This is a genomic window from Desulfovibrio sp. GTC20076 (assembly GCF_055385905.1).
In genome coordinates, this window is sequence record NZ_AP039366.1 from 95,081 (window position 1) to 121,179 (window position 26,099).

The 26,099-nt window shown below is 59.2% G+C and carries 22 protein-coding genes and 1 pseudogene; 12 read left to right on the forward strand and 11 right to left on the reverse strand.

Annotated elements, in window-relative coordinates; genetic code table 11:
- Positions 1-368: 368 nt before the first annotated feature.
- The 4 genes from ACZ495_RS00405 to ACZ495_RS00420 form a co-directional block, all read right to left on the reverse strand.
- Positions 369-707: an Hpt domain-containing protein gene (locus tag ACZ495_RS00405; protein WP_012625495.1), complete on the reverse strand. Its 339-nt coding sequence runs from the start codon at positions 705-707 to the stop codon at positions 369-371.
- Positions 708-1,386: 679 nt separating this feature from the next.
- Positions 1,387-2,685, reverse strand: coding sequence for an amidohydrolase family protein (locus ACZ495_RS00410; protein WP_464262453.1), 1,299 nt, complete (start codon positions 2,683-2,685; stop codon positions 1,387-1,389).
- An 8-nt stretch (positions 2,686-2,693) separates the two neighbouring features.
- On the reverse strand, positions 2,694-3,560 hold the full coding sequence (locus ACZ495_RS00415; RefSeq protein ID WP_012625493.1) for a YitT family protein: 867 nt from the start codon (positions 3,558-3,560) through the stop codon (positions 2,694-2,696).
- A gap of 26 nt (positions 3,561-3,586) precedes the next feature.
- On the reverse strand, positions 3,587-4,384 hold the full coding sequence (locus ACZ495_RS00420; protein WP_012625492.1) for a sulfite exporter TauE/SafE family protein: 798 nt from the start codon (positions 4,382-4,384) through the stop codon (positions 3,587-3,589).
- A gap of 387 nt (positions 4,385-4,771) precedes the next feature.
- On the opposite strand from ACZ495_RS00420, the gene ACZ495_RS00425 reads away from it, so the two are divergent.
- From ACZ495_RS00425 to ACZ495_RS00470, 10 genes are all read left to right on the forward strand, one after another.
- Positions 4,772-5,728 carry an aspartate carbamoyltransferase catalytic subunit gene (locus ACZ495_RS00425; protein ID WP_012625491.1) on the forward strand — a complete coding sequence of 319 codons (957 nt, stop codon included), beginning with the start codon at positions 4,772-4,774 and terminating at the stop codon, positions 5,726-5,728.
- Positions 5,725-6,987, forward strand: a complete 1,263-nt coding sequence (locus tag ACZ495_RS00430) for a dihydroorotase (RefSeq protein WP_407844026.1) — start codon at positions 5,725-5,727, stop codon at positions 6,985-6,987. The genes ACZ495_RS00425 and ACZ495_RS00430 overlap by 4 nt, the downstream gene beginning before the upstream one ends.
- A gap of 29 nt (positions 6,988-7,016) precedes the next feature.
- Positions 7,017-8,483, forward strand: coding sequence for an NAD-dependent succinate-semialdehyde dehydrogenase (locus ACZ495_RS00435; protein WP_394027166.1), 1,467 nt, complete (start codon positions 7,017-7,019; stop codon positions 8,481-8,483).
- A gap of 270 nt (positions 8,484-8,753) precedes the next feature.
- Positions 8,754-9,650: an AmmeMemoRadiSam system protein B gene (amrB, locus tag ACZ495_RS00440; RefSeq protein ID WP_072311955.1), complete on the forward strand. Its 897-nt coding sequence runs from the start codon at positions 8,754-8,756 to the stop codon at positions 9,648-9,650.
- A 198-nt stretch (positions 9,651-9,848) separates the two neighbouring features.
- On the forward strand, positions 9,849-10,199 hold the full coding sequence (locus tag ACZ495_RS00445; protein ID WP_012625487.1) for a NifB/NifX family molybdenum-iron cluster-binding protein: 351 nt from the start codon (positions 9,849-9,851) through the stop codon (positions 10,197-10,199).
- 6 nt (positions 10,200-10,205) lie between these two features.
- Positions 10,206-11,261 (forward strand): nucleotide-binding protein, encoded by a 1,056-nt coding sequence (locus tag ACZ495_RS00450; RefSeq protein WP_012625486.1) that lies wholly within the window; start codon positions 10,206-10,208, stop codon positions 11,259-11,261.
- Positions 11,249-12,169, forward strand: a complete 921-nt coding sequence (locus tag ACZ495_RS00455) for an ATP-binding protein (protein ID WP_464262454.1) — start codon at positions 11,249-11,251, stop codon at positions 12,167-12,169. The genes ACZ495_RS00450 and ACZ495_RS00455 overlap by 13 nt, the downstream gene beginning before the upstream one ends.
- 13 nt (positions 12,170-12,182) lie before the next feature.
- Positions 12,183-12,563 carry a NifB/NifX family molybdenum-iron cluster-binding protein gene (locus ACZ495_RS00460; protein WP_464262455.1) on the forward strand — a complete coding sequence of 127 codons (381 nt, stop codon included), beginning with the start codon at positions 12,183-12,185 and terminating at the stop codon, positions 12,561-12,563.
- A gap of 370 nt (positions 12,564-12,933) precedes the next feature.
- On the forward strand, positions 12,934-13,644 hold the full coding sequence (locus tag ACZ495_RS00465; protein WP_072311958.1) for a DUF134 domain-containing protein: 711 nt from the start codon (positions 12,934-12,936) through the stop codon (positions 13,642-13,644).
- A 72-nt stretch (positions 13,645-13,716) separates the two neighbouring features.
- Complete coding sequence (locus tag ACZ495_RS00470; protein ID WP_072311959.1) at positions 13,717-14,358, forward strand: TetR/AcrR family transcriptional regulator; 642 nt, start codon at positions 13,717-13,719, stop codon at positions 14,356-14,358.
- A 358-nt stretch (positions 14,359-14,716) separates the two neighbouring features.
- Here the strand turns inward: ACZ495_RS00470 and ACZ495_RS00475 are convergent, their stop codons facing one another.
- A complete protein-coding gene (locus tag ACZ495_RS00475; RefSeq protein WP_012625481.1) occupies positions 14,717-15,019 on the reverse strand; it encodes a hypothetical protein in 303 nt (100 codons plus the stop codon).
- Entirely contained in the window at positions 15,016-16,182 is a 1,167-nt protein-coding gene (locus ACZ495_RS00480) for a glycerate kinase (protein ID WP_464262456.1), read from the reverse strand. The genes ACZ495_RS00475 and ACZ495_RS00480 overlap by 4 nt, the downstream gene beginning before the upstream one ends.
- 491 nt (positions 16,183-16,673) lie before the next feature.
- On the opposite strand from ACZ495_RS00480, the pseudogene ACZ495_RS00485 reads away from it, so the two are divergent.
- Positions 16,674-17,614, forward strand: a pseudogene (locus ACZ495_RS00485) (IS481 family transposase).
- Here ACZ495_RS00485 and ACZ495_RS00490 read toward each other — a convergent pair.
- The 4 genes from ACZ495_RS00490 to ACZ495_RS00505 form a co-directional block, all read right to left on the reverse strand.
- Positions 17,611-18,255 carry a GntT/GntP/DsdX family permease gene (locus ACZ495_RS00490; RefSeq protein ID WP_464262457.1) on the reverse strand — a complete coding sequence of 215 codons (645 nt, stop codon included), beginning with the start codon at positions 18,253-18,255 and terminating at the stop codon, positions 17,611-17,613. The pseudogene ACZ495_RS00485 and the gene ACZ495_RS00490 sit on opposite strands and share 4 nt — an antisense overlap.
- Positions 18,228-18,602: a hypothetical protein gene (locus ACZ495_RS00495; RefSeq protein ID WP_296986296.1), complete on the reverse strand. Its 375-nt coding sequence runs from the start codon at positions 18,600-18,602 to the stop codon at positions 18,228-18,230. Before ACZ495_RS00495 ends, ACZ495_RS00490 begins: the two co-directional genes overlap by 28 nt.
- 60 nt (positions 18,603-18,662) lie before the next feature.
- Positions 18,663-21,725, reverse strand: coding sequence for a hypothetical protein (locus ACZ495_RS00500; protein WP_464262458.1), 3,063 nt, complete (start codon positions 21,723-21,725; stop codon positions 18,663-18,665).
- A 167-nt stretch (positions 21,726-21,892) separates the two neighbouring features.
- Complete coding sequence (locus tag ACZ495_RS00505) at positions 21,893-23,524, reverse strand: outer membrane homotrimeric porin (RefSeq protein ID WP_012625477.1); 1,632 nt, start codon at positions 23,522-23,524, stop codon at positions 21,893-21,895.
- Positions 23,525-23,847: 323 nt separating this feature from the next.
- Between ACZ495_RS00505 and ACZ495_RS00510 the strand changes: the two genes are divergently transcribed.
- Positions 23,848-24,774, forward strand: a complete 927-nt coding sequence (locus ACZ495_RS00510; protein WP_407844030.1) for a LysR family transcriptional regulator — start codon at positions 23,848-23,850, stop codon at positions 24,772-24,774.
- A 349-nt stretch (positions 24,775-25,123) separates the two neighbouring features.
- Here ACZ495_RS00510 and ACZ495_RS00515 read toward each other — a convergent pair whose 3' ends face one another.
- Positions 25,124-25,879 carry an inorganic diphosphatase gene (locus ACZ495_RS00515; RefSeq protein ID WP_464262459.1) on the reverse strand — a complete coding sequence of 252 codons (756 nt, stop codon included), beginning with the start codon at positions 25,877-25,879 and terminating at the stop codon, positions 25,124-25,126.
- Between the last annotated feature and the right edge of the window lie 220 nt (positions 25,880-26,099).

Here is a 26,099-nt window from a genome sequence, read left to right on the forward strand (position 1 = left end):
ATGTGCGCTGATGCCGCATGAGGGTGCAGCGCACCGTAATACGGCAGCATGACAACTTTGAAAAAGCTGGCATGCACTGCGGGGCTTTTTTTTAAATTACGCGCCGTGAAATGGTTGCAAGGCGGGCCTGCTTTGACCGTTACGGCAAAAGAAATTACGGACGAAGACAGCAGCGGTGATCTGTCGCCAGGCAACCGTTTAAAGCGTTAACTGCGCTAGAAGACCAGGTGCCATAGCTGCGGTTATGAAACGCGGCTGGGGCATTGACGGACAAAATCATGGGCTTGCGCCCCCCCCCGGCCGGCATCGGCCGGGGGGGGCGTTTTTTATTTACTAACTATCCGGAGCGAAATCAGAAAATTTCGGAACTACTGGGTCATGAAGGCGTGCATGGTTACCAGGGTTTCCATGACGGTGGTGCTGAAGTGGCTGAGGGCGCGGCCCGTGTCCGCCCCGGCCCTGATGGCCATTTCAAGCTCCAGCGCGGCGGCGGCCAGCGCCTTGGCCCCCAGGTTGGCCGCTGCCCCCTTGGTGCTGTGCACCAGTTGTCTGGCTTCATCGGCATTGCCGTTCTTGAGAGCCACAGCCACCCTGTCGGGAGTGTCGCGTTCCGTTTCAATAAATTTGCCCAGCAGCTTGACGTAAAGGTCACGCTTGTTGAGCACACGGCTCATGGCGTCCTTCCAGTCCAGTAATTCCTCGGTCATGGTTTCCTTCTTGGCGCGGGTTGATAACAGACGGCAGATGCCGTCAGGGCCACAGCGCGGGGCAATGGTCCCTTGAGACTTCAGACAAGCAGAATTGGTGTGGTCAAATACTGCCAGTTAGGCTTGCGCATGACAATAATTTTATTGGCATAAAGTGCCGATTGTTGCAAAGGAGCGCATGCCCCGCATCCGGGGCAGACGGCTGCCGCAGGGGCGCTTCGGATCTCATTGGGTGAAAGAGGCGGGCAATGCCGGTTGCCGTTTTTTCCGGCTGGTCTGGTGGGAGAAAAAACAGCCGCTGTGTGTGCGGAAAACAAAGACGCCGGAGGGTGGTACGCAGAGGAACATGTATGCGCTTAACGAAACTGCGCGGTAAGCGTGGAGCAGTTTGCCGGGGAAAGGCTGCATTTGATGTGTGTTATAGCATTTTACCTTTGAAAATATATACGCTCAAGTATTGCTACGCGCCAGCTCCTGCGCTTAGAGCATTTCAAGTATGAAATGCTCTACAAGGAGTTGGAGACAAATCCTTGTCGCCAAATGCTTGTAGGGCGGCTTTGCCGACCGTTAAACAGTCATTTGAAGCGTTATTGCTCTAGTCGCGCAAATACACTGGGCTTGCGCCTTCGCGGCGGGCGCTGTTCACGCAGTCGCCAAAGCATTTTCAAGGTAAGGTGCTCTAATAGACGAGGGCTTCGGGCAATACGCAGAATGCCGCCGGACTGCCGGGTTCCAGACGGCCTGCGCCACTGGGGAGCAGGTTGAGGGCAGCAGCGCCGTTGACAGTCATGAGGCGCACCAGGGCTTCGGGTGGAACGTCAAGGTTGTCACGCAGCCATACGGCTTCCTGCCGCACATCCAGGTCGCGGTTGCTGGTCAGACCGTCCGTACCGAGGCAGAGCAGGCAGCCGCTTTCAAGCAGGTCGCGCACCGGCGGCACGCCAAGGTCAAGATTGCGGTTGGAGCGCGGGCACAGGCACAGGGCCGTGCCGCTGGCGGCCAGCACCTCCACTTCCTGGGCGTCAAGCTGCGTACCGTGTACAGCAAGGGTACCCGTGCCGAGAAGCCCCAGCTTGACGGCGTAGGCCAGGGGGCGCAGGCCGGGGGCCTGCCAGTCTTCGGGCAGGACCGCCTTTTCGTAGAAATGGCGCAAGGGGCCGTCACCCGTGACCAGCATCTGCGTCTCATCGGGGGATTCCGCCAGATGAAAGCTGAAAATACGGCCCATGCGGGCGCAGTTCTGCCTGGCGGCAGTCAAGATGTCAGCCCCGGTGGAATAAAGGGCATGCCCGCCGGGGGCGCATCGGGCTGCCAGAAAGGGATCGTCCTGCAGAACCTGGCGGCAGCGGGGCGGCCAGGGGCGGATACCGTCGGCAAAGGGCGCGCCAAAACCGAACCATTCGCAAAAATGGCTTGCGGCAATGCCCGTTTCCCGGCAGGCGGCGTCAGCCAGAAGCGTGCCGCCCGGCAACGAGCCGGTAATATTACCCGCGTACAGGGTGCCGGTTCCGGCCAGATGAGCGCAGGCATTTTCCACAGCCTGCGCATCGGGGGCTTCAGGCAGCAAAGGAACGAGGCTTTGCAGCCATGCGGTGAAACCTTTGCCCCATACCGTGCGCCCGGCAAGATGCGAGAGTTCAAGATGCGTGTGCGCGTTGACGCAGGCCGGGGCCAGGCACACAGCGCCCACATCGCGCACGACAGCTCCGGCGGGCGCCGCAGCGGCAGACCAGGGGCGCACCTCTTCCACCAGGCCGCCACGCACGATAAGCACGGCATTGTCGATCTTTTTCAGGGGCGCAAACAGCCGCGCCCCTCTGGACGGGCCTTCGCCCGCCAGGGGCACAATGCTTCTGGCCCTGATCGCCAGCGCAGGCCCGGCGAACTGATCCGCACGGCCGTCGGCGTTTCCGTTTTGAGGTTGCGCGAAGGCCGCTCGTGAACCTGTAGGTAAATCTGAAGGCCCCTTGGGGTGCATGCGTGTTCCTACCGCCCGCGCCGGGCAAACTGCCCGCCGGAGACATAGAAGGTATTTTCAACAATAAAGAGGGCATTGGGGTCAATGCTGTACACCAGGTTTTCCAGTCGCTTGAGGGCGATGTTGGTGGTGACGGTGAGCAGGATTTCGCGGTCTGAGCCGGAGTAGGCTCCCTTGCCGCGCAACATGGTCGCCCCGAAGCGTTCCGTTACCAGAATGGCCTCGCTGATTTCTTCGCCGTGGTCGGAGATGACCATGACCAGCTTGCGCCTGTTGAACATGCCCAGCACGTACTCAAGGGCGCTGGATGAGATGAACATCATGATCATTGACGCCACGATAAGGTCCAGGGGCAGGCGGTACGCGCCAAGCAGAAAAAGCAGACCGTTGAAAATGACATTGAACTGGCCGATAGAAAAATTCCAGCGGTCTTTGAGCACCACGGCGATAACGTCAGTGCCGCCGCCGCTGCCCAGGGTACGCAGCATCATGCCACAGGCCGTGCCGTGCAGTACGCCGCCTACAACCGCGGCGTAGAGGTCGTCCTGTACGGGGATGGTAAAGTCGATAAAAAAGCCGAAAACCGTGGTGCACAGGGTCCCGTACGCCGTATAGAGCAGAAAGCGCTTTCCCACAAAAAACCAGCCGAAAATATACACCGGCGCGCAGAGCAGTGCGTACCAGACAAGGGGGGTGAGCGTCCCTGTCCAGTAGTTGGTCAGCAGGGCCACGCCCATGATGCCCCCGGCGAGAAAGTCGTGGGGTGCGGCCACGCTTTGCACGCAGATGGTCATGAGCAGGCCGCCGAGAGTCAGCCAGAGCAGGTTCCACCAGACGGATTCGGCCAGCTTGTGGTTGTAGGTATAAAGTTTCATACCGCCATCCTGACAGCAATTTATGGTTACAGCAATCCCCAGGCCATCCTGGCCGCCACAATGATCAGAAAGCAGGCAAAGCCGCGCTTGAGCTTGTCGGCGGGCAGGGCGTGCGACAGTTTTACCCCCAGGGGTGCGGTAAGAAAGCTGGCCGAAGCAATGCCGAGCAGCGCCCACAGGTTTACAAACCCCAGAGCCATTGAAGGCAGGTCGGGACGCCCCCAGCCGCCTACAATATAGCCAAGCGTGCCCGCCACGGCGATGGGAAAGCCGATGGCGGCCGAAGTACCCACGGCATGGTGCAGGGGAACGTTGCATGTAGTCATGAAAGGTACGGAAATAGTGCCGCCGCCAATGCCCACAAAGCTTGAAAGAAGTCCTATGCCCAGGCCCACGCCTGATGTGCCCGCAAAGCCCGGCATGCTACGTGTGGCCGGGGGGCGGTAGCCGGAAAGCATCTGCGCCGCCACCACAACAAGAAAGCAGATGAAGATGACCTTGAGCGCCAGGGTGGGCATGTGTGTGGCAATAAGCCCGCCTGCGAACGTACCCAGAAGAATGCCCGGGGTAATATTGCGGAAGATGTCCCAGTGTACGGCCCCGCGCTTGTTATGGGCGCGGGCGCTGGAAATGGATGTGATCATGATGGAGGCAAGCGACGTGCCGAGCGCCATCTGCTGCACATATTCCGCCGGAACGCCCACGGTGGGAAAAATAGCCACCATCATGGGGACCAGCACAATGCCGCCCCCCACGCCCAGAAGCCCGGCCAGCACACCAGCCACCGCGCCACAGGCAAGATAGATCACAAGCGTTGTAAGCATTGGTCGCATCCTCCTGAAAATTTCCGGAACATACTGAAAACAAATACGAAAAAACGGCCCTGACAAAAAGGCGGCAAGCCGGGCCGGGCAAATCGCCGAAAAAGGCCGGGCAAGCGCCTTTCGGGCGCGCCCGGTGGTATGGCCTTCTTCTAACTAGACAATGGCCCTGCGGGCGTCAACAGACTTTTTGCTTTACAAAGCACCCCGGCGCGCCTACATAAAAGACATGATGTCTGTCGCTCCCGAAACGTGTGGTTCAGGGCGGGCGTTTTTTCCAGCGCCCGGTCTGCCGGATTTTTTGAAGTTTCCGCCGTTCAGGGCCGCAGCCGTACCCGTCGTTCCCCGTTGAAAAGCGGGGCTTTTTTTTACCTTTTACACAGCACTGCCATGAATACCGACAATCGCTACCATTGGCCGCACAAGGACCTGCTGGATGTAACGCAGCTGAGCAGGGCGGATACCCTGCATCTGCTTGATCTGGCCGCCAGCTTTCAGGAAATAAACAGCCGCCCGGTCAAAAAGGTGCCCACTCTCAAGGGCAAGACCGTGGTGCTTTTTTTTGTGGAAAACAGCACACGCACCAAAACTTCCTTTGATGTGGCGGGCAAGCGCCTTTCGGCAGACACGTTTGCGCTGGGCAAGAGCGGCTCAAGCCTCAACAAGGGCGAAAGCCTCAAGGATACGGCCCTGACACTTCAGGCCATGTCGCCGGATGTCATTGTCATGCGTCATTCCAGCAGCGGCGCGGCTCGCTATGTGGCAGACCTGCTGCCCTGCGGCGTGGTGAACGGCGGCGATGGCTGGCATGCCCATCCCACACAGGCGCTGCTGGACTGCTTCAGCCTGCGTGAAGCGTGGGCGAATTCCTTTGAGGGCCGTACCCTGCTTATTCTGGGCGATATCGCACACAGCCGGGTGGCGCGTTCCAATATCCACCTGCTTACCAGCCTTGGCGTACGCATACGGGTGTGCGCTCCGCGCACCCTGCTGCCTGCCGGGGTGGACCACTGGCCGGTGGAGGTATATACCGATCTGAGACAGGCGGTGCGCGATGTGGACGCCGTAATGTGCCTGCGTTTGCAACTGGAGCGTCAGCAGGCCGGGCTTTTGCCCGATCTGGCCGAATATTCGCGGCGCTTCTGCCTTGGCCTTGAACACATGGCGCTGGCCCGGCCCGGCGCCGGTGTGCTGCACCCCGGTCCCATGAACCGGGGACTGGAAATTTCAGACGATATGGCTGATGCCCCCGCAAGCCTGGTGCTTGATCAGGTGGCTGCGGGCGTGGCCACGCGCATGGCAGTGCTGTATCTTCTGGCCACGCGCAATGATGGAGGACGCGCATGAGGCTTTGCATCAAAAATGCCCGCCACCTGGAAGCCCCGGTGGACCTTCTGGTGACCGGCGGAAAAATTACGACCATGACCCCTGCGGGGCATCACACGCCCCCCGAAGGCTGCGAGATTTTTGACGCGCACGGCCTTGTGCTCATGCCGAGCCTTATCGACGCCCACGTACACCTGCGCGAACCCGGCTTTGAGTATAAGGAAGACGTGGCCTCGGGCCTTGAGGCTGCCGCGCGCGGCGGTTTTGGCGGTGTCATGTGCATGGCCAATACAAAGCCCGTCAACGATACGGCAAGCGTTACCCGCCACATGCTGGACAAGGCCCGCCGGAGCCATCCGCACGGCCCGCGCCTGTTCCCTGTGGCCGCCGCCACCGTGGGTCTCAAGGGAGAAATGATGGCTCCCCTGGCCGAACTCAAGGAGGCCGGCTGCGTAGCTGTTTCCAATGACGGCCGCCCGCTGGAAAATGCCGAGCTTGTGCGCCGTATCATGGAATATGGGGCGGATCTGGGGCTTGTACTCATTGACCATTGTGAAGACCCGCACCTGGCCCGTGGCTGGATCATGCACGAAGGGCATACCAGCGGCCTGCTGGGCCTCAAGGGGCAGCCCGCCGCCGGTGAGGCCGTACAGGCCGCCCGCGACATCATGCTTGCAGAGTATCTTGATATTCCGGTGCATATTGCGCATGTTTCGGCGGAACTGACGGTGGACATCATCCGCTGGGCCAAGGCGCGCGGCGTCAAGGTCAGCGCAGAAACCTGCCCGCATTACCTGCTGCTGGACGAGCACGCACTTGAGAACTACAGTACCCAGGCCAAGGTCAGTCCGCCCCTGCGCACGGCGCGCGACCGCGATGCCCTGCGTGACGCTGTGAAAACGGGTGTTGTGGATATTCTTGTTACCGACCATGCGCCCCATGCGGCCCATGAAAAGGACGGTACCCTGGACGAAGCACCCTGCGGTTTTACCGGCCTTGATCTGGCCCTGAGCCTTACCTGGGGGCTTGTGTGCGAAGGCGTGTTGGCCGAGGCCGATGCGCACCGCCTGTGGTGCCGCCGCCCGGGCGAAATTTTCGCTTTGCCGTGGAACGGGTTTATCCCCGGCGACCCGGCAGACTTCTTTTTGTTTGACCCGGACGAAACATGGGTTGCCTCACGGGAAACCATGTATTCCAAAAGCCTGAACACGCCCTTTCTGGGGCAGACACTGCGCGGGCGCGTCAAGCATCACTGGATGGAGGGCAAACAGCTCTTCTGACCCCCGCCCGCGCCGCAACGGGGGTTTACATGCACCGGATATTGCAGGATAAAAGCCTCTTTCGTCCCCACTGCCTGATCAACGGGCAGTGGTGCGATGCGGCGGATAAAAGCGTTATAGAAGTCACCAATCCGGCCAACGGCAAGCTGCTCGGCCATGTGCCCAACTGCGGCGAGGCCGAGGCCCGGCATGCCGTGGAGTCCGCGCATGCGGCGTTTGAGATCTGGCAGGCCAAAAGTCCGCAGGAGCGCGGAGCCTATCTGCACGCTTGGGAACAGGCCATACATGCCAACCTTGAAGACCTGGCCCGGCTGCTTACTCTTGAAGAAGGCAAGCCGCTGGCCGAGGCAAGGGCAGAGATCCTTCAGGGTGCATCCTACTTTCCCTGGTATGCCGAAGAGGCGCGACGGGTAAGCGGTGAGGTTGTACCCACGTTCCGCCACGGCACTCAGGCGCTGACCCGGCACGCTCCCCTTGGGGTGGCGGCGGCCATTACGCCGTGGAACTTCCCCATGTCCATGATACCCCGCAAGGTGGCTCCGGCTCTGGCCGCGGGCTGCACGGCTATTGTCAAGCCCGCCGGCGCTACGCCGTACAGCGCGCTGGCCCTGGCGGAACTGGCAGTGCGGGTGGGCATTCCCGCCGGGGTGTTCAACGTCATTACGGGCAATGCCGGGGCCATCGGCGCAGTTATTACTTCAAGTCCGCTTGTGCGCAAACTCAGCTTTACAGGCTCCACACCTGTGGGCAGAAAGCTCGCCGCCCAGTGCGGCCCCACCCTCAAGCGCGTATCGCTGGAACTCGGCGGCAACGCGCCCTTTATCGTCTTTGACGACGCAGACCTGGACCAGGCCGCAGCCATGGCCATGGGCAACAAGTTTCGCAATGCCGGGCAAACCTGCATCTGCGCCAACCGCTTTCTGGTGCACAAGGACGTTCTTGATGCCTTTGTACGCCGTCTGCTGCACGGCATACGCGGGCTGCATGTGGGGGACGGTCTGAAAGCCGATACCACAATGGGACCGCTCATTGACGCCGGGGCCGTGGCACATGTGGATGCGCTTGTGCGTGATGCGCAGGAAAAGGGCGCATGCCGCGTGACGGGCGGGCAGCCCCACAGCCTTGGGGGAAATTTTTATGAACCTACGCTCCTCACGGGATTGCGCCCCGAGATGCGTATTTTCCGCGAAGAAATCTTCGGGCCTGTAGCGGCCGTCATGTCTTTTGAAAGCGAAGAGGAAGCCATTGCCCTTGCCAACGATACGGAATACGGGCTGGCGTCCTACGTCTGCACACGGGATATGGCGCGTGTGTGGCGGCTCTGGCAGGGCTTGCATTTCGGCATGGTCGGCATCAACGATGCGGCGCTGGCCTCGGCCGAAACGCCTTTTGGCGGCGTCAAGGGCAGCGGGCTCGGCCGTGAGGGCGGCCGGGAAGGTTTGCTGGAATATATGGAAACACATTACGCCCTGCTGGGCGGTCTTACGCAGGCATAATCCGGCCTGCAACCATTCCTGCACCATATTTCAGGCTTCTTCCCCCGGCAGCAGACAGTTGCCGGGGGGAGCGGCCGGGACGCCGGCGAGGTGGCCGCAGAAAAGGGTCTTTCAAAAAACCTGTAAATGTGCTCTAAAGGGTCCATAGATTATGTTATAAAGTGTTTTGATACGGCGGCAGCGCGCGGAAATACCGGGCACCAATACCCGGCCTGCCCTGATCGCAGGGTTCGCAGCGTTCTTTATATACGCCAAATTCCGGGAGCAGCCATGAGCATACGACACCCCATCGCGGCGGGACGTTTTTATCCTGCTGATGCCGAACAGTTGAAAAAAGAAATCCGCATGTGGCTTATGTCCGGGGGTGTGCCTGAAAACCTTGTCCCCGGTGAAATACCGCGTGAGGCAAACGCACGCCTGCTGGGGCTTATGCTGCCTCACGCCGGTTATGTCTACTGCGGGCGCGTTATTGGCGGCACACTGACCAGCGCCTGGGACGGCTCCACAGCCGGAGCCAATCTGCCCGAACGGCTTTTTATCCTGTGCCCGAACCATACCGGACAGGGGCGAGCGCTGGGCGTCTGGACCGGCGGGCACTGGCTGACCCCCCTGGGGCCGGTTGTGGTGGACGAGAAGCTTGGACAGGCGCTGGTGCAGGCTGCCGGAGGTTTTTTTGAAGACGAGCTTTGCCATGTGAGCGAGCACTCCATTGAGGTATTGCTGCCGTTTTTGCAAAGCCTGCCCTTGCCCCGCGAGTCCGGGCGCAGCATTGTACCCGTATGTGTGGGTACGCGCAGCCCGGATGCCCTGCGTGCAGCGGGCCTTGCCCTGGCGCGGGTCATACAGGCATTCGAGGCGGAGGGGCACAGTGTCGGCATCGTTGTCAGTTCTGACCTGAACCATTATCAGAGCCAGGAACTGACCCTGCACAAAGATGCCCTCGCCCTTGCCCAGGTGCTTGCCTGCGATCCCGATGGGCTGCTGACCGTGGTGGAGCGTGAAAGCATCACCATGTGCGGTGCAGGGGCCATGGCACTGGCCCTGTTTACAGCGCACGCCATGGGCAGCCCCTGGGCCGAGCTGGCGTTGTACGATACCTCGGCGGCCGCATCCGGCGATACCAGCCGGGTGGTCGGCTACGCGGGGCTGCGTTTCGGGCTGGCGTAACCCTGTTTCTGGCAGAAATGTTTTTGCGGGCATAATCCGCCGTGTGTTTTGTACAAGCGTCCCTGCGTGCGGCATGCCGCACGCAGGGACGCTTTTTGTTGCACCGGCCGTGATTTTTTCTTGACATCCGCTGCTTGAATATTATGCTCGTTTGAGCAAAACAAAAAAGCGCGGTTCTGCCGCGCAAAGGAGCGGACTATGAAAGTTGCCGTTTCGAGTGAAGGCCCGGGCCTGGATGCGCAGGTCGATCCCCGGTTCGGGCGTGCTGCGGGCTTTGTGGTTGTGGATACAGGCAGTGCGCAGCCGGAATATGTGGATAACGGGGAATCGCAGGTCATGGCTCAGGGTGCGGGCATCCAGACGGCGGAGCGCCTTTCTGCCCTTGGAGTCAAAGCCGTGCTCAGCGGCTATGTAGGCCCTAAAGCCTTTGCGGCGCTCCAGGCTGCGGGGATGGAAGTGTACCAGGATATGGACGGCCGCAGCGTAGGCGAAGCCGTACGTATATATACAAGTGGGGCGGCCAGCCCGGCCCAGGCTCCCAACAGGTAGGGCGGCATGCGTATTGCTTTTGCCAGCGGCAAGGGGGGCGCGGGAAAAACCACGGTAGCGGCCTCACTGGCTGTAACATGGCCCGCCTCCTGCATGTTGGTGGACGCGGATGTGGAGGCGCCCAACCTGCATCTTTTCCTGCGCCCGCAACTGACAGCGCCCGAGAGCGTTTTTTTGCCCGTGCCTGAGTTGAACAAGGAAAAGTGCACGGCCTGCGGAGCCTGTGGAGAAATGTGCGCCTATAAGGCCATTGCGATCCTTGGCGGCAAGCCAGTCATTTTTTCAGACATGTGCCACGGCTGTGGCGGCTGTTTTGCAGTATGCCCGTCCGGCGCGCTGGACGAAGGGCGGCGCGAACTTGGCAGCCTGCAGTACGGTGTGTGGGGCGTGGCCCAGGGTTGGGAAAATACCCTGCTCATGGGCAGAAGCCGTGTGGGTGAAGCCATGTCGCCGCCCCTGCTGCGCGCACTCGAAAAAGCGCTTGATGCCCGGTTGGGCGCTCCGTCGGGCGTGAGTGCCGTATCCGCTCCCGTTACGGACTCCGCTTCGGCTGCCGTGCCGCCGGAGACGCCTTCAGATGTGCTGCCGGATGTTCTGATAGACGCGCCTCCCGGCGTGAGCTGTCCGGCCATGACCACAGCCCGCCTGGCGGACGTTCTTGTGCTGGTGGCCGAATCAACCCCTTTTGGCATGTATGATTTTACGCTGGCCCATCAGGCATTCAGCCATCTGGGCATGCCGCTGGCTGTGGTGATGAACCGCGTGGGCATGCCGGGCAACGAGTCCGGCGATGAAATTCTTGACAGCTACTGCGCGGAAAAAGCTCTGCCACTGCTGGCCCGCCTGCCTTTTGACCGTCAGGCTGCCGAAGATTACGCGCGCGGGCAGTTGCCGCCTGTGGGGCAGAGTGCCGGTGCACCGGCCTGGCGGCGGCGGTTTGAAACTCTTGGCAAAGACCTGCGGCGATGGGCTGCCGCAACGCAAGGCCGCGCAGAAGGAGCGCAGGTTTCCGGAATTTGCGGCGAATCCGCCGGCAGAGGGGGAAAGCCGTGCGCGAAATAGTTGTTATCAGCGGCAAGGGCGGAACAGGAAAAACCACGGTCTGCGCTTCGCTGGCGGCGCTGGCTGCACGCGGGGGCGAAAAGCCCGTGCTGTGCGACCTGGATGTGGATGTGCCTGACCTGCACATTATCTTCAAGCCCCAGGTACGTAAGGAGCAGGCTTTCATTTCCGGCAATACGGCTGTCATCAACCGGCAGGCCTGTACGTTGTGCGGCCGCTGTATGGATTTGTGCCGGTTTGGGGCCGTAAGCCGGGAAGGGGAGTTCTATCATATAGACGCTCTTGATTGCGAAGGCTGCGGCGTATGCCACAAGCTTTGTCCGGCCGGAGCTGTAGAATTTCCGCAGCGCCACTGCGGCACATGGTATCTGAGTCACACGCGGTTCGGTTCTTTTGTGCATGCCCAGCTTGATCCCGGTCAGGAAAATTCGGGCCGCCTGGTGAGCCTGCTCAAACAGCAGGCGCGCGAAACAGCCCGGAGTGAAGGCAGCGACCTTGTGCTTTGTGATGGTTCGCCCGGTGTGGGCTGCCCTGTGATCAGCTCTCTTTCAGGGGCCAGCCTGGCCGTGGCCGTGGTTGAGCCAACACCGTCCGGGCGTCACGATTTCGGCCGTGTGGCTGATCTGTGCAGGCATTTTCGCATACCTGTGGCGATCATCATCAACAAGGCCGACCTCAATACCCACGAAGCCGACGCCCTGGAGGCTGAGGCCGCGAGCATGGGCCGTACTGTGGCAGGCCGGCTGCCTTTCAGTCCGCTTGTGGTACAGGCCATGGCGCGCGGCGAGGCGCTGACCGAGCGTGACTCGCCCCTTGCTGATGAACTTGCCCGCATCTGGCGGCGCATTGCCGGGGCGGCGGATGCGGCTACCCGGCGCAATACAAACAGCACCATAAAAACCCTGTAAAGGATGTAGTACAATGAGCAAGACAGTTCTGGCGATTCCTTCCGAACTTCCCGGCGGCATGGACGCAGGCATGGGCATGCACTTTGGGCACTGCGCCATCTACACTATTGTTGAAATAGAAAACGGGGCTGTGACGGTCCAGTCCACCCTGGCGGCTGTGCCGCATCAGCAGGGAGGCTGCCTTGCGCCGGTGCAGTATCTTGCCGGTCACGGCGTCACGGCCCTGCTGGCGGGCGGCATGGGCATGCGCCCCCTCGCGGGCTTTAACCAGATGAACATAGAGGTCTTTTTTGCGGGCAACTGCGCCACCGTGGGGCAGGCTGTGGAGGCTTTTCTGCAGAACAAGCTCAACCGTTTCAATCTGGACCAGACCTGCGGCGGCTGCGAGCACTAGGCCGTTGCCGTCTGCAAGGCTCTTGCCGGCGTTATTTCCGCCGGTGCGGCAAGCCCGGGCAATGGACAGAAAAAAGTTGTCAGCCCCCTGTTTCACAGGCGTCCCGGGCATAAAGCAGGAGCTGTTTCAGGAACGGGCTGTTCCCGGCACAACAGCCCTTGAGCCTTGCCGGAGCAGGATCACTCATCCGTCTTACCGCTCCGCAGGCTGAAAGCCTGCGGCGGTGACCATGCGCGGAACCGGTTTACCCCACCGGTTCCGCGCAATACGTTCTGCCGCTTTACCTTCCCTTGACGATAGCCACACCATGTCCTACCTTGTGTATAAGAGCTACCAGTAAACAGTCTCAGCACTGGAAGATTAAAATTTTATGCCCAGACCCTGTCATTGCCGCCGTGTCAGCGCCCTTCCCAAGAACAGTTATTTCAAGCCCAAGGGTGTACCCCTGACCGATCTTGAAGAAACCATCCTGCCTTTGGATGGCCTGGAGGCCTTGCGCCTGGCCGACTATGAAGGTCTGAACATGGATGAGGCCGCCGCGCACATGGGCGTTTCACGACATACCTTCGGCAGACTTTTGCGCCGCGCGAGACGTTGTGTGGCCGAGGCCCTGGTGGACGGGCTTGCCCTGCGCATTGAGGGCGGCGTATGCGCGGTGGACGCCCCGGAGGATGCAGCGCCGGTTCCGGATGCCGAAGGTGTGCTCGTGGCCGTACCATCACAGGGGCAGGGCGGCCTTGAATCCGCGCCGCATCCCCATTTCGGGCGTTGTTCTGCCTATACGCTGGCCAGGGTTGAAAACGGCAAGGTCGGGCATGTTGCGGTGCGGACCAGTTTGGGGCACATGCCGGGCGACTGCGGTGGCCCCGTGCAGCTTTTGTCGCGTCTGGGAGTGACGGTTCTGCTGGCAGGCGGTATGGGCTTGCGCCCGCTTCAGGCCATGCAGGCTGCGGGCATCGCAGTATATCACAATGCGGGGCTGCCCAGTGTCGGCTCCTGTCTTGATGCTTTTGCCGCCGGCAGGCTGGCGGCTTTCGGCACAGAACACCTGTGCCAGGGCGGGTGCGCGCCGGAAGAATAGATTTTTCTACGCACGCATGGCCGGGCATGGCTTCCGCCTTTTCCGGTCATCATAATCGAGTGCAGGGACGCCATGAGCAACACCGTGAAAACTGACGGCAAGGCCCCTGTAACCGCCATACCTTCCGAACATTCCCCCTTTGTGGCGGATCAGGGCAGGCAAACCCGCAACGCGGCCCGGACCAGGCAGAGAATACTGCTGGCGGCGCGTGGCCTCTTTGCCAACAATAACTACGAAAGCGTGGGCACACGGGAAATAGCGGCCAAGGCCGGGGTCAATGCCACGCTTATCAACAGATACTTCGGCTCCAAGAAGAAGCTTTTTGTGGCCGTAGTGGAATCCCTTAGTGAACTGATACCTCCGAGAGACGTGGAGGACGACGTGGCTGATCTGCTGGATCAGGCATTGAACAGCATTGTGCATGAAGGAGAACATAGCCAGTGGCTGGACGAGTTTCGCATAATCCTTTTTTCGGCGCTTGATCAGGAAGTTTCTGATATTATAGCCGATTTTTTTGAAAAAAGACGTAAGGGACTGGCGCGGCGATTGACTGGCCCCGGTGCTGCCGCCAGAGCAGATGCGGTTTTTTCGCTTCTGACCGGGGCGGCAATAGTCGTGAGCCTGCTGCGCGGCAATCAGAAAAATGATCTGGACCAGAAGGAGTTTCGCAAAAAACTGGGCCAGGTGCTGGTCCCGCTGCTTGCAGCCGGGTAACAGATGCTCACGCAGCCGCCAGAGCGATTTAAAAGTTAACTTGCTCTGGAGACGCAACAAAATACGCAGAGGCGGAACAGCGGGGCAAGCTGCCCGGACTGTTCCGCCTCTGCTGTTTTTATTTGTGCCATGCCGCCGCACATGCGCGGCCCAGACCATTTACGGCGAAGACGGCAGCGATGTTTGCTGCCCGGCAGGCATTTCAAAGTGAACTGTCTTGGGTCAGCCTTGCTTTGAATTTGTCCTGAGGGCTGTGCGGGCAGGCGTTTGGCGGCAGCCTGAGCGCAGTGTATCTGCGCTGTTGCGCGTCGTAACGGGCGTGTCTACCCCTTAAGAATGTTTTCAACGTTGAAATGTTCTAGTTGAACAGCCCGCTCTGGCGCATGAGTTCCTGCCCGTTGGCCAGTGAGGGCAGCAGGGTTCCCACCATGATGAAATAGTGTACGGCCACCGGGCGGAACGCATAGCGGGGCAAAACAAAAATAAAGACAAAGCACAGGGCCGCAATGACAAATACAAAAATATTGGCCTGTTGCGAACCCCAGGGAATACCCTTGAGGTGCAGAAGCGCGTATATGGCCCAGGAAAAGGCCATGGCGCAGACAAACAGGATGTTGAACACCGGGTGGCTGCGCCAGCTGGCAAGGTAGGCGGCGATCATCTGCCCGCCCGCGTTGCCACAGAGCCAAGCCCGCCGCCCACGGATATGGCGGCGGCAACATTGCGCGCAGCCGTGCGCAGATTGTCCGTGCCTTCAGCCAGGGCTTCGCCAATGCTGCATGGGCGGTAGAGTACGCTGAAAATGGCGTCAATGCCGTGCTCATGCACCACATGGGCGTCATGGCGCAGGGAACCGCCGATGGCGATTACGGGCCTGCCGTAGCGCTTTGCCACGCGGGCCACGCCCACCGGGGCCTTGCCAAAAGCTGTCTGCCCGTCAATACGGCCTTCGCCGGTGATGACAAGGTCCGCATCCCTGACAAGCGCGTCAAGCCCCACGGCTTCGGTGACAATTTCGCTGCCCGGGCGCAGGCGCCCGCGCAAAAAGGCGTACATGCCGCCGCCCATGCCACCGGCGGCTCCGGCACCGGAGATATGGGCCATATCAATGCCAAGGTCACGGAGGGTTATGGCTGCGAAATTTTGCAGGTAGCCGTCAAGCTGCTGTACCATTTCGGGTGTGGCACCTTTTTGCGGGCCAAAAATGGCCGATGCGCCGCGCGGGCCGCAAAGGGGGTTATCTACGTCACAGGCCACGTCAATGACGGTGTCCTTCAGGCGCGGATCAATACCGGACAGGTCTATGCGCGCAAGCTTGCCGAGTCCGAGTCCCGTAGGTTCGATTTCTTGGCCCTGCTTATCGAGCAGCCGCACACCGAGCGCCTGAAGCATGCCTGCGCCGCCCTCATTGGTGGCACTGCCGCCGATGCCGAGGATGAATCTGCGCGCCCCGGCATCCAGAGCCGAGCGTATGAGTTCGCCTGTGCCGTAGCTTGTGGTGCGCAGGGGATTGCGCTGTTCCGGCGGCACAAGCCCCAGGCCGCTGGCCGTGGCCATTTCAATGACGGCCGTGCCGCCATCGCCCGTAAGGCCGTAAAAAGCTTCCACGGCTTCGCCGAGGGGGCCCCTGACCGTCACCGGCACAAGGGTTCCCCGGGTTGCTTCCACCATAGCTTCCACCGTGCCTTCGCCGCCGTCAGCCACGGGAACCTTGATGTAGTCGGCACCGGGAAATATCTCGCGAAAGCCCGACTCTATAAGTGTGGCGACTTGCAGGGCCGACAGGCATTCCTTGTATGAATCCGGCGCAATGACGATTTTCATGCAATGCTCCTTATGGCATGTTACGCTTGAGACAGCCGCCTGGCGCAGCCGGATCCGTCTGCGCAATTCCGCGGGCATTGCCGCGCAGCGCACCGCCGGGATTTTTCATGCATCAGGGCGGGCAGCACTGATATACCCTGAAAAGAAACAGTTGACCGTCACAGGGCGTTCGGCTCCGGCCTGATGCCCTGTTGCTTCAAGGGCAGGCTCCCGGGCAGAAAGGGTTTCTGCCCGGGAAAAAAGCCCGCGTTGGCCGGACATGCTGCCGTATGGCTTCCACAGCCGTGAAATCCGGTCTGGAGCGGGTGGCATGTGCCGGGCCGGTGTTCGCCATAAAGGCGTAAACGCCACAGTGAGCGCCGTAACAGCCTTGAAAATGTATGATCTCAAGGCCGGGATGCCTAGATGTAGTGTTCCAATAGGTTGTTCACCCTCCCCCAAGTCGGTAAAGCTGGAGTTAACAGACAACAGCAAACCGATCGAGGGAGAAGGTGAACAGCCATAAGAATGCCAAACTGACCGCAAGAGGTCGAGAAGAAATGATACAGCGGATGCTGGACAATCCTGCCGCTACGGTGGCGGCAGGATTTGGAGTAAGCCTGCGAACCGCCAGAAAATGGATGAAGCGATACCGTGAAGGAGGTCTTGCTTCTTTAGCAGACGCCTCTTCCCGGCCTCGACATTGCAGAAATCGGCTGACGGAGCTGGACGTTTCCAGAATTTTTGAGTTGCGGAAAAAGCGACAGACTGGCGACGCAATCGCATTACGCCTTGGCCTGTGCCGCAGCACTGTGTTTCGTGCCTTGCGCAGACTCGGCTGCTCCCGGCTTTCTTCTTTGGAAGAAAAAGAGCCGGTACAGCGTTATCAATGGGCGAAGCCGGGGCAGATGCTTCATCTGGACATCAAGCGTCTCGGCAAGATTGATGGAGTTGGTCATAGGAAGACGGGGACACGGCAAGTCCGTCGGCGTCGACCAGGTTGGGAATATTTACATGTATGTGTGGATGACGCTTCCAGGGCCGCGTATACGGCAGTACTGCCGGATGAAACGGCGGAATCTGCCATAGAGTTTTTGTGGTTTGCCATCGCGTGGTATGCTTCGCACGGCATCAAAGTAGAACGAATTCTGACGGACAATGGCGCTTGCTATAGGTCTTGGAAATTTCGAGACGCTTGCCGTGAGTTTGGAATAACGCATAAACGCACACGGCCTTATAGACCACAAACCAACGGCAAGGCAGAACGCTTCATTCGAACAGCATTGAATGAGTGGGCATACGCCGAAACGTATACCCACTCATGGAAAAGAACAGCTTATCTGTCGATATGGACGCATCGGTATAATTTCTTGCGACCACACTCGGCTCTTGGCAGAAAACCTCCAGCTTCAAGGCTAGGAGGGTGAACAACGTGTTGACACTCTACATCTAGAGGAACATCTGTAACAGCAGTGTGCCGCCCAGGCCGAGCACTGCGGCGATGGTAGTACCCGCCGTGTAGGTAGCATACATGGAAGCCATGGGAATGTCGAGTGATTCTTTGACGAACCAGAAGCCGGAGTCCGTCACCTGCGAAGCGCCGATGGCCCCTGCGCCGATGACGATGGCCATGAGTGCCGGATCAAGCTGGGGATTGGCGCTGAGCACCGGCAGGATAAGGCCTGCCGCTGTCATCATGGCCACGGTGGCACTGCCGAGGGCAAAACGAAGTGTAATGGCAATAATCCAGGCCAGAATGAGGGGGCTTACCTGAAGGCTGGTAAGCACCTGCTTGAGCACAAGGCCCACGCCGCTGTCGGTGATAATCTGGTTGAGCGCTCCGGCAGCGCCGATAACAAGCATGATGGACGCCAAGGGAGCCATGCCGGATTCGCTGAAGCGGCCGAGCTGGTCCCAGTTGAATCCGCGAGCGCGGCCCAGTACAAAATAGGCCACCACCGCCGAGATGAACAGGGCTATCATGGGTGTGCCGATAAAGTTCACATAGGTCATATAGGCGGGGGGATTCTGCTTGTCGATGCTCAGTTCCACAACGGTTTTGGCAATCATGAGCAGAAGCGGCAGCAGAACCACAAAAAGGGTGCTGCCGAAGGGGGGCAGTTCCGATTCCTTGCGCGGCTCGGTGTCTGCATAGGCTCCGGTAAGCGGTCGGTCACATCAGCGATGGCGTTGTTTATGCGCAACGAAATTTCCGCATGCGTCAGGTTCATCGGGCGTGACATGTCGTCCAGGGAAAAGACGTCTTCCTTGCTGGCTGCCGTGCAGATGCCGAGAACCGTGGCGCCCGCCGGGGGTGTGCATACGGCTTCAAGCACACGCGTGCATTCTTCGGCCGCCCCGGCGGCTCCTTCAAGAATGTTACGCACGTTCATGTGGACGAGGTGGCAGGGGTGGGCAAGGTGCAGTGCTTCCATCTGCACGCGGGTATACGATGTTTTGTTAATTTTTGTTTTTGTGGTCGGCCGGCTCCGGGATTTCTGTCAGGCGGCTGCGCGGAATCTGGCCTCCTTCAGTTCATGCAGGTATTCCCTGTTTTTTTGCAGATAAAAGGTCAGCACACGGGAAAAATCCTTGCCAAGCAAACCCTGCAAAAGCTGGGTGGTAATTTCGCGCTCAAGGCGCAGCAGCGAATGCAAGGCCAGGATGCCCTGCTTTTCTTCTGGCGGGATGCTATTGATTTTTTGCCAGAAAACCTGCCTGGCGCGGGGCTTGAAGTACCACATGTACATCATGTCCAGCATGTGCTCCAGGGCCTGTTTTGCCGCTACAGGGTCATTTTTATAGAGCTTTTTCCAGTATTCCTGGGGATGTTGCAGCATTTTTGCCAGGTTGCGGTGGGGAAAAAGCAGTTCCTGGGTGGCGAGGCTTTTGAAAATCTGGGCAAATTTGCTGTCGTAATCGCTTTGCCGCATGCGCAGGTAATGGTTGCGGTCGGCAAAGCCCTCAATAACGGCCGCCACGAGATCTGAAGAGCACTTGGACACAATGGCCGCGCAGTTTTGCAGCAGTATCATGGGATCCGGCAGTTGCAGGAAAATGAAAAACTGCAGAAGCGCGTGCCCGAGCAGCATGGACAGCGGTATGGACAGGGCGCTGCGGAACAGGTTGCCGACCACAGCCTCCTTGGGCAGGCCCCGGAAGATGTTGTGCCCGGAAATATAGATGCTGTTTACAAGGGCAATGACCGTATAGACCATGACCGCATTGTCCTGCACGGTTATGCCCATCAGGTCTTCAAGCAGCCACAGGCGTACGGCCACTTCAAGCAGGGGTACGGATATGCCCGTATACATGAGGGAATCTGCCATGCGGCTCCAGCTCACATAGCGGTTCCACGGCACAAGCATGGACCGGCTGAAGGCTCCGCCGCCCACCATAGATTGCGCCACGTTGCGCACGGCCGTGATGGCAAACCAGAGCAGCGCGCCGAACCAGGTGAGCACCCACCAGCTCCCCACATACCAGAAGGCCCATTGCGCGGGCAGAAAACCCACCAGAATCTTGAGCAGGTTGACCACATCGCTATTCATGTAGGTAGGGTTCCAGGGGCTGACATCAAAGGCGGGTTTGGCGCTGTCCTTGATATTTTCCCTGTTCATGCCCTTGGCGTCAACGCCGCCCAGAGTAACGAGGTTGCCATCCTGCCCCACAGTGGTGGTCTTTTTTTCAAGCCCCCACCCGTGTACGCAGTGGCAGCCAAGATGGCGAAGCCCGGGCAGGCGGCGCAGGCGCTTTATCCACCACGGCTGCGCATACGGCGGTTCGTGGTGCTGCACGAAGCTGTAAATGTCCGTATGCACCGGCAGAAGCAGCCGTTGCTCCTTGTCTTCCCGGGCAAGGGCGTCGCGGGCCTGCTGCGGCAGGGTTTCAACAAAGACAAGCCCCATGCCGTGGGTGTGGTGCGAGCGGCTTGTGGAATCTGTGCCAATGCGCGAGCCAAGCTGGGCGGACGCATAGAATTCCTGAAGTCGCGGCAACTGGTCGAGTATGGCCTGCAACAGCGGACGGCGGGCGGAGTCTTCCGGTTTTTCCCGCACGATCTGGCGAACGACCTGTTTAAGACGCAGTATGCTGCCTTCATTAATGGCCCGTTGCAGGCAGTTGATGGCTTCCACATGGTCGAGCTGTCCGCCGGTCCATTCCCGCAGGTTGAACAGCTCAAGGTGGGTGATATGCCCCTTGCCGCGCCACAGCAGTTCCAGGACATCCTGGGGGGTCAGGCCCGCGAGGTTGAGTACCATCTGGCACGGATGCAGGGGGGTAAGGGTTTCGAGCAGCGCTTCCGGTTCACGCAGCAGCACGTCGGGCAGGCTTTTGTGCGGCGTGTAGGGAAAGACCATGTCCGGGTTGGCGGCCGGGCTCAGCCATTCCGCGCGGATGGTGTCAGGTACGAAGTCTTCAAGGCTTTCCACAAGGGCTCTGGTTGCGGCGCGCGCGTCGCCGTGCTGCTGTTCCATCTGCCGGCGCAGGTTGCCCGCCGCCTCATGCGCCAGCGGCGCCCACTGGGAAAAAATGTACTCTGCCAGATGCAGGGATGAAGGCTGCCGGTGGCCCACATAAGCCAGAAACCCCCCTTCTTTCAGCGGCGAAGGCACGGGGATGCCCAGTTGTCCGGCCAGGCGGGGGGCGTGAATGGTGTTCCAGGCTCGCAGCAGGCGCAGCACATGCTCCTGCATCCACGTATTCACGGCGGCGTATTCCGACAGCGCCCCGGCGATGTCGGGCCTGTGCAGCAGGTCCGCAAAGGCCTTGGGACTGTTGATGTCAAGGGGAACCCAGGTGAACTCCACCATCTTGTCGCGAAAGGACGCGCGAAATTCTATGCCGATACGCACCGTAATGCCCATGATGCGTGCGGCGCGCAGCAGTTCGCTGGCCGCCTCGGGGTCAACGGTATTGTAGTAGATGACCGTTAAAAAGCGGATGCCCTTGACCCAGGCGTCCATGACCAGATGTGTCGGGCTTTTGCGCCCCTTGGTGTTGGCGTCGTGCACGTGATGGTCAAATGCCTGCTGGTTCCAGGCCTCGGGCATTTCCAGCAGGTGATAGCGGCACAGCAGCTTGCGTATGATGCGGGGCGTGCCGCGCACGGCCTGATGGAATTCGTGGGCCAGGGGGAGCTGCAGATGGGTGTGCGGGCTGGAGCGCACAAGATCCTTCATAAGCTGGATGAGTACGCGCGCGGTATTTTTCTGCAAGGGAGAGCGCACGGAATACAGCACTTCGTCATGCAGGCGGCGCAGGGCGTGCAGTCTTTCCTGGGGACCGCCGTCTTCAAGGCTTTCAAGCAGGATGATGACGGCTCGGGCCATGCGCAGGCCCGGTTCGGAGGTCAGCTCGATAACGCCGTTGGGGTGCAGGGCCGGGTCCGGCTGGGGCAGGGACTGGTTGCGCGCACGGGCGGCAGAAAAATCGTTGACGAGGCGGACCAGTTGATGGTCCTGGGGATCAAAAAGCCACGGTGCGCAGTGCGGGGGGGCAGAATCCATGCCCGGCTGCGGGGTGTGCGGGGTATTTTCTTTTTCAGCTATGGAGGTATTCATTATATTGCAGTTCTTTACACCGGCTATCAAGAGATGCTTCGCGCGTTCGCCATGTTTGAACGCGGCGGCCTTGGCCTTCGCCAGCGAGATGCAAAGCCCCCCTTATCTTTGCGTAAGAGGGGCTGCAATGCCTTGCCGCAGGAAATGCGGAAAGGCCGGGGAGGATACTAGAACGAATAGTGGAAGTTGAGGCCCACCTTGAACACGTTGGGGTTGTCGGGGCGCTGCGCCCATTCGCGCCCGTATTTTACCCCGTCGGGGGCCGTGTAGCTCCAGGTATCCTTGTCGAAATCCACATAAAGATACGATGCTTCAACAACGAGCTTGAGATTTTCGTAAATCTTGTATTCGGTATTCCAGTCCACTTCCATGGCCCAGTCATTGGTGGTCAGGTAGGAACCGATGGCCCCGGCCGGCGAGATGCCGTTGATGTTTTCTTTTAACAGATATTGTGATTCCGCGATCTTTTTGGGCATATTTGCGGAGTTGGTTCCCCGCATGTAGAGTACCTTGATATGGCTTGTAAGGTCTTCCATCAGGGGGATTTCGCGCAGTTGCAGCGCAAGGCCCCAGAGGCCAAGGGGCTGGTAGGCGAAAATGCCGTCATACGCGCCTGAAGCCGTGGTTCCCTTAAAGCCGGTGTGTGTGTACTCCCAGTTGCCTGACATGGCAGGCATGCGTTCCGAACCGTTATTGAGGTCGTCGTCATCGCCGGAACTGTACCAGGCAAAGATGCCGGGCGTACCCCAGTCAAACCTGTATTCGGCAAGTATGCTTGCAAACCAGCCGCTGCGGTTATAGCGGTCGGCATCAAGAGGCCCGTGCTTGCCCAGTTTTTTGACCTTGCCGTTATCCTTGGTATAGGTCTCGTCGCGGTACATGCCGTTACCTTGCTTGTTGCCGTACATAAAGTCAAATTTCAGTATGAAGGGGTCGAAACGGTTGAAGTTTGCGGAAAGCCCGCCCCACCAGGTGTAGGTTTCGCCGCCGCCGTATTCGAGCAGCATGGGGGCCTTGCCCGTGCCTGTGTAAACGCCCATGCCTTCCTGAAGTTTTTTACGTGAGGTTTTGATAAAATTTTCACTGTAATCCTTGTTGGGGTTGCGGCCGATGCCGTCGCCCATGGCGGCAAAGCCCACCCAGGGGGTCACGTTGAAACCGTCAAAACGCACGGGAAAAAGCAGGGCGAAAAAGTCGAGCGCATCGTTGTCGGGATGGTCCGGGTCATAGGCGGTGCCATTATAGTATGACGGCGTTGTTTCAAGGGGGCTGTCGTTCAGCAGGCGTGCCCACATGGCCGTGACCGAAAAGTTTTCGTTAACGCGCGAAGAGGCCACAATGCCCGCGGCATCGTCATCCAGCACAAAGTTGCCGCTGGAGGCAAACAGGGGCAGCTTCATGCCCTGAATGCCCATGCGCACTTTGATATCGCTGCTGGGAACCTGCCAGTCAAGAAAAGCGCGCTTGAGCTTGATGAGGGTGCCGTCGGCCCCCAGGGCGCCGCCCATGGCACGGTTGTTTTTTTCCGCCTGCCCGTAGTAGATATCACCGATTTCAATGCCCACCGTGCCGGAAAGGGATTTGGAGGCTTTGGCCTCAAGGTAAAGGCGCAGTCGTTCACCGGCAGAAAAGTCGTCTCCGGTGCTGCCGCCGGCACGGCTGTTTACAAAGGCGCTGTTGGTGGCAACTTCGTAGGAAAAACTCCAGTAGCCCCTGATTTTGAAGTCAATGGCGCTGGCGGTGCTTACCCCTCCAAGCGTAAGTGCGGCAGCCAGAATCAATGAGGACAGCTTTTTCATCGGCATTCTCCATGCAATGACGCGGATGTGGTTTATCCAGTGTCAGGTTTTACCCTCTGCCCGGCAGTAGGTTGACCCTGTTCAGTCGCTTTACGCTTTTTGGTGTCTTGCACGGAGTTTACAATGTTTCATCGATGGCATGTAAATCAGAATTGCCAATGGGGAAGATAATGAAACGTTATCCATAAAATTTACCGGAATAAAACTGGCTGGTTTGGCGTGGCGGCAAAGGCGTACCACGGCGACGCGGTTGACAATCACCGTCATCTGCACGAGCATTTGCGAACATTGAGCATTTTTCAACAAGGCCGGTTGATGCCCGCATGAACATTGATCACTTGAAAACATTTCATAAAATTGCCGAAACCGGCAATTTTACCCAGGCCGCGCGTGACCTTTTTCTTACACAGCCCGCAGTGAGCATGCAGGTACAGAGCCTTGAGAACAGTCTTGGCGTTCCCCTGTTCGACCGGTCGCGACGCAAGGTGAATCTCACAAGCGAAGGGCGTGTGCTCTACGAATACACCCAGCGTATATTCAGTCTTGTCAACCAGATGCAGGACGAATTCCAGAGCCTCAGCCAGCTTGATACCGGCCGCCTCGTGCTTGGCGCATCGGCCATTATGAGCGCCTACTATCTGCCCGGTTATATGGTACTTTTTCATCAGCGTCATCCCGGCGTCACTCTGGATCTGGCTGTGCATAATTCGCACGTCATTGCCGAAAAAGTATACCGGGGAGAGCTGGAAATCGGTTTTTGCGGCTCATCGCCGTCGCATCCCAATCTTCGCGCGCATTTTCTGCACCGTGAGCCGCTTATTGTGGTTGCGGGGCGCAAATCCACCCTGGCGCAAAACACCGGCCCGGTCTGTGCCGATGACCTGCTGGCGCACCCCTTTATCCTGCGGGAGCAGGGAACCCGCGTGACCAACAAGGTGCAGGAATGGTTCAAGACACATGCCGGTCGTCCCGAACGGCCGTCATTCATGACCGTGGACAATATGGAGGTTGCCAAGCAACTGGTGATCAACGGGCTGGGGGTTACGGCCCTGCCGCGGTACGCGGCCGCTCTGGAACTGGCCGCGGGACAGCTGACGCAGTTGCGGCTGGAATCTTTTGACCTGCATGTGAACTATTCGCTGGTCTATATGGAAGGGCAGCGCCTGAGCCGTACGGTAACGCATTTTCTGGCGCTGCTTTTTGAGCTTGGCGTACCTTTGCCCGAAGAAATTCTGTCGCGCCTGCCATAGGTCTGTCTGCCGTCTTCCTGCACCGGTCCAGCCGCGCCCGGCAGTGGACACGAGTCAGACTGCTTTCTGTTGATACACTACATTGAAAGCGCCCCGTTCGGGGCGCTTTTTTACAGGCAACGGCTGATGCCCGCGCGGGGGCAATGGACAGTAAAAACGTTGTCGGCTCGTTGTTTCCTGGAGCATTTAACACTTGAAATACTCACGTACGGCAGGCAAAGCCTGCCTGCCCGCATTTCGTGGCAAGGATTTTCCTGAAAATCCTTGCAGAGCAGTTAACTCATTTCATTCGTAAACGGCTCTAGCCGTCTCGGGCATAGGCCAAGGACGTTTTCAAGAGTTACTTGGCCTAGTCGCTGATGTTGCGAGCCTGCGGAGAAAAATACACGCGGGGATTGCCGTCGGGGTCAAGGGCGGGTTTGTCGGCCTCGGTAATGACGGAGCGCTCAAACTGCAGGGCCGCATCGCCGATAATGCGGATGGCTTCGGTGCGGTCCAGCATGCCGTTGCTGCTCAGATAGGGTTTTCCGCTCTTGTCCTTGCCCTTGTATGAGGTGAACCAGGTCTGAAGTATGTCTGTCACGCCGGGAAACTGCTCGTCGAGCTGCTTGACGCCGCGTACTTTTTCAAAGGGCGAACCCACGGCGGCCATGACGATCTTGCTGTCTTCCTCGCCGCTGTCGTTGAGGGTCAGTACGCCCAGGGGGCGGGCCTTCAGGATGCTGCCTCTGGGTACGGCATCGCCAAGAACTATGACGTCAAGCGGATCTCCATCGCCGCCCAGTTCTCTGGCGAGAACGGTGCGTGGCACAAAACCGTAGTTGCCGGGATAGGGGAGGTACTGCACGTAGCGGGGCTGACCGTTTTTCTGCTCAAGAACCATAAGGCCGGTGGCATGATCCACTTCGTATTTGGCCGTGGTTCCGGCGGGTATTTCAATGATCACATTGACGGTTCCGTCAGCATTGTGCGCCGGATAGCCGGTAAGATAGTTTTTTTCTCCTTTGAGCACAGCCTGCTGGGCGCGCGCTGTCGCGGTTTCGCCAAAAGACGCTGCGGGCATGGCAAGAAGGCATATGGCAAGGAGGAATATGAATCTTTTCATTGTATCACGCTCCTGAATGGTAATAGCGGTGAACCACGACATCTTAATAGGCAGGTTAAATGGTTGCAGAAGTCATATGTTCTGGAGCAATTTTATTTTTAAATTCTTCTGGAGGCTGCGCATCAGGCGGCCGCCACAAAGGCGTAAACGCGAATTACTTGCGCTGTTAAGCGCCGTAGCGAGCGTAGTAACACTCTGAGATTATATGTTTTTAAACCGA

Bases quoted from the DNA above. Each gene is read 5' to 3' on its own strand.
- ACZ495_RS00460 (WP_464262455.1), top strand. From the start codon at position 12,183: ATGAGCAAGACAGTTCTGGCGATTCCTTCCGAACTTCCCGGCGGCATG.
- ACZ495_RS00475 (WP_012625481.1), bottom strand. From the start codon at position 15,019: ATGATCGCCGCCTACCTTGCCAGCTGGCGCAGCCACCCGGTGTTCAAC.
- ACZ495_RS00405 (WP_012625495.1), bottom strand. From the start codon at position 707: ATGACCGAGGAATTACTGGACTGGAAGGACGCCATGAGCCGTGTGCTC.
- ACZ495_RS00415 (WP_012625493.1), bottom strand. From the start codon at position 3,560: ATGAAACTTTATACCTACAACCACAAGCTGGCCGAATCCGTCTGGTGG.
- ACZ495_RS00505 (WP_012625477.1), bottom strand. From the start codon at position 23,524: ATGAAAAAGCTGTCCTCATTGATTCTGGCTGCCGCACTTACGCTTGGA.
- ACZ495_RS00515 (WP_464262459.1), bottom strand. From the start codon at position 25,879: ATGAAAAGATTCATATTCCTCCTTGCCATATGCCTTCTTGCCATGCCC.
- amrB (WP_072311955.1), top strand. From the start codon at position 8,754: ATGAGCATACGACACCCCATCGCGGCGGGACGTTTTTATCCTGCTGAT.
- ACZ495_RS00500 (WP_464262458.1), bottom strand. From the start codon at position 21,725: ATGAATACCTCCATAGCTGAAAAAGAAAATACCCCGCACACCCCGCAG.
- ACZ495_RS00410 (WP_464262453.1), bottom strand. From the start codon at position 2,685: ATGCACCCCAAGGGGCCTTCAGATTTACCTACAGGTTCACGAGCGGCC.
- ACZ495_RS00465 (WP_072311958.1), top strand. From the start codon at position 12,934: ATGCCCAGACCCTGTCATTGCCGCCGTGTCAGCGCCCTTCCCAAGAAC.
- ACZ495_RS00450 (WP_012625486.1), top strand. From the start codon at position 10,206: ATGCGTATTGCTTTTGCCAGCGGCAAGGGGGGCGCGGGAAAAACCACG.
- ACZ495_RS00420 (WP_012625492.1), bottom strand. From the start codon at position 4,384: ATGCTTACAACGCTTGTGATCTATCTTGCCTGTGGCGCGGTGGCTGGT.
- ACZ495_RS00425 (WP_012625491.1), top strand. From the start codon at position 4,772: ATGAATACCGACAATCGCTACCATTGGCCGCACAAGGACCTGCTGGAT.
- ACZ495_RS00435 (WP_394027166.1), top strand. From the start codon at position 7,017: ATGCACCGGATATTGCAGGATAAAAGCCTCTTTCGTCCCCACTGCCTG.
- ACZ495_RS00510 (WP_407844030.1), top strand. From the start codon at position 23,848: ATGAACATTGATCACTTGAAAACATTTCATAAAATTGCCGAAACCGGC.
- ACZ495_RS00470 (WP_072311959.1), top strand. From the start codon at position 13,717: ATGAGCAACACCGTGAAAACTGACGGCAAGGCCCCTGTAACCGCCATA.
- ACZ495_RS00445 (WP_012625487.1), top strand. From the start codon at position 9,849: ATGAAAGTTGCCGTTTCGAGTGAAGGCCCGGGCCTGGATGCGCAGGTC.
- ACZ495_RS00480 (WP_464262456.1), bottom strand. From the start codon at position 16,182: ATGAAAATCGTCATTGCGCCGGATTCATACAAGGAATGCCTGTCGGCC.
- ACZ495_RS00430 (WP_407844026.1), top strand. From the start codon at position 5,725: ATGAGGCTTTGCATCAAAAATGCCCGCCACCTGGAAGCCCCGGTGGAC.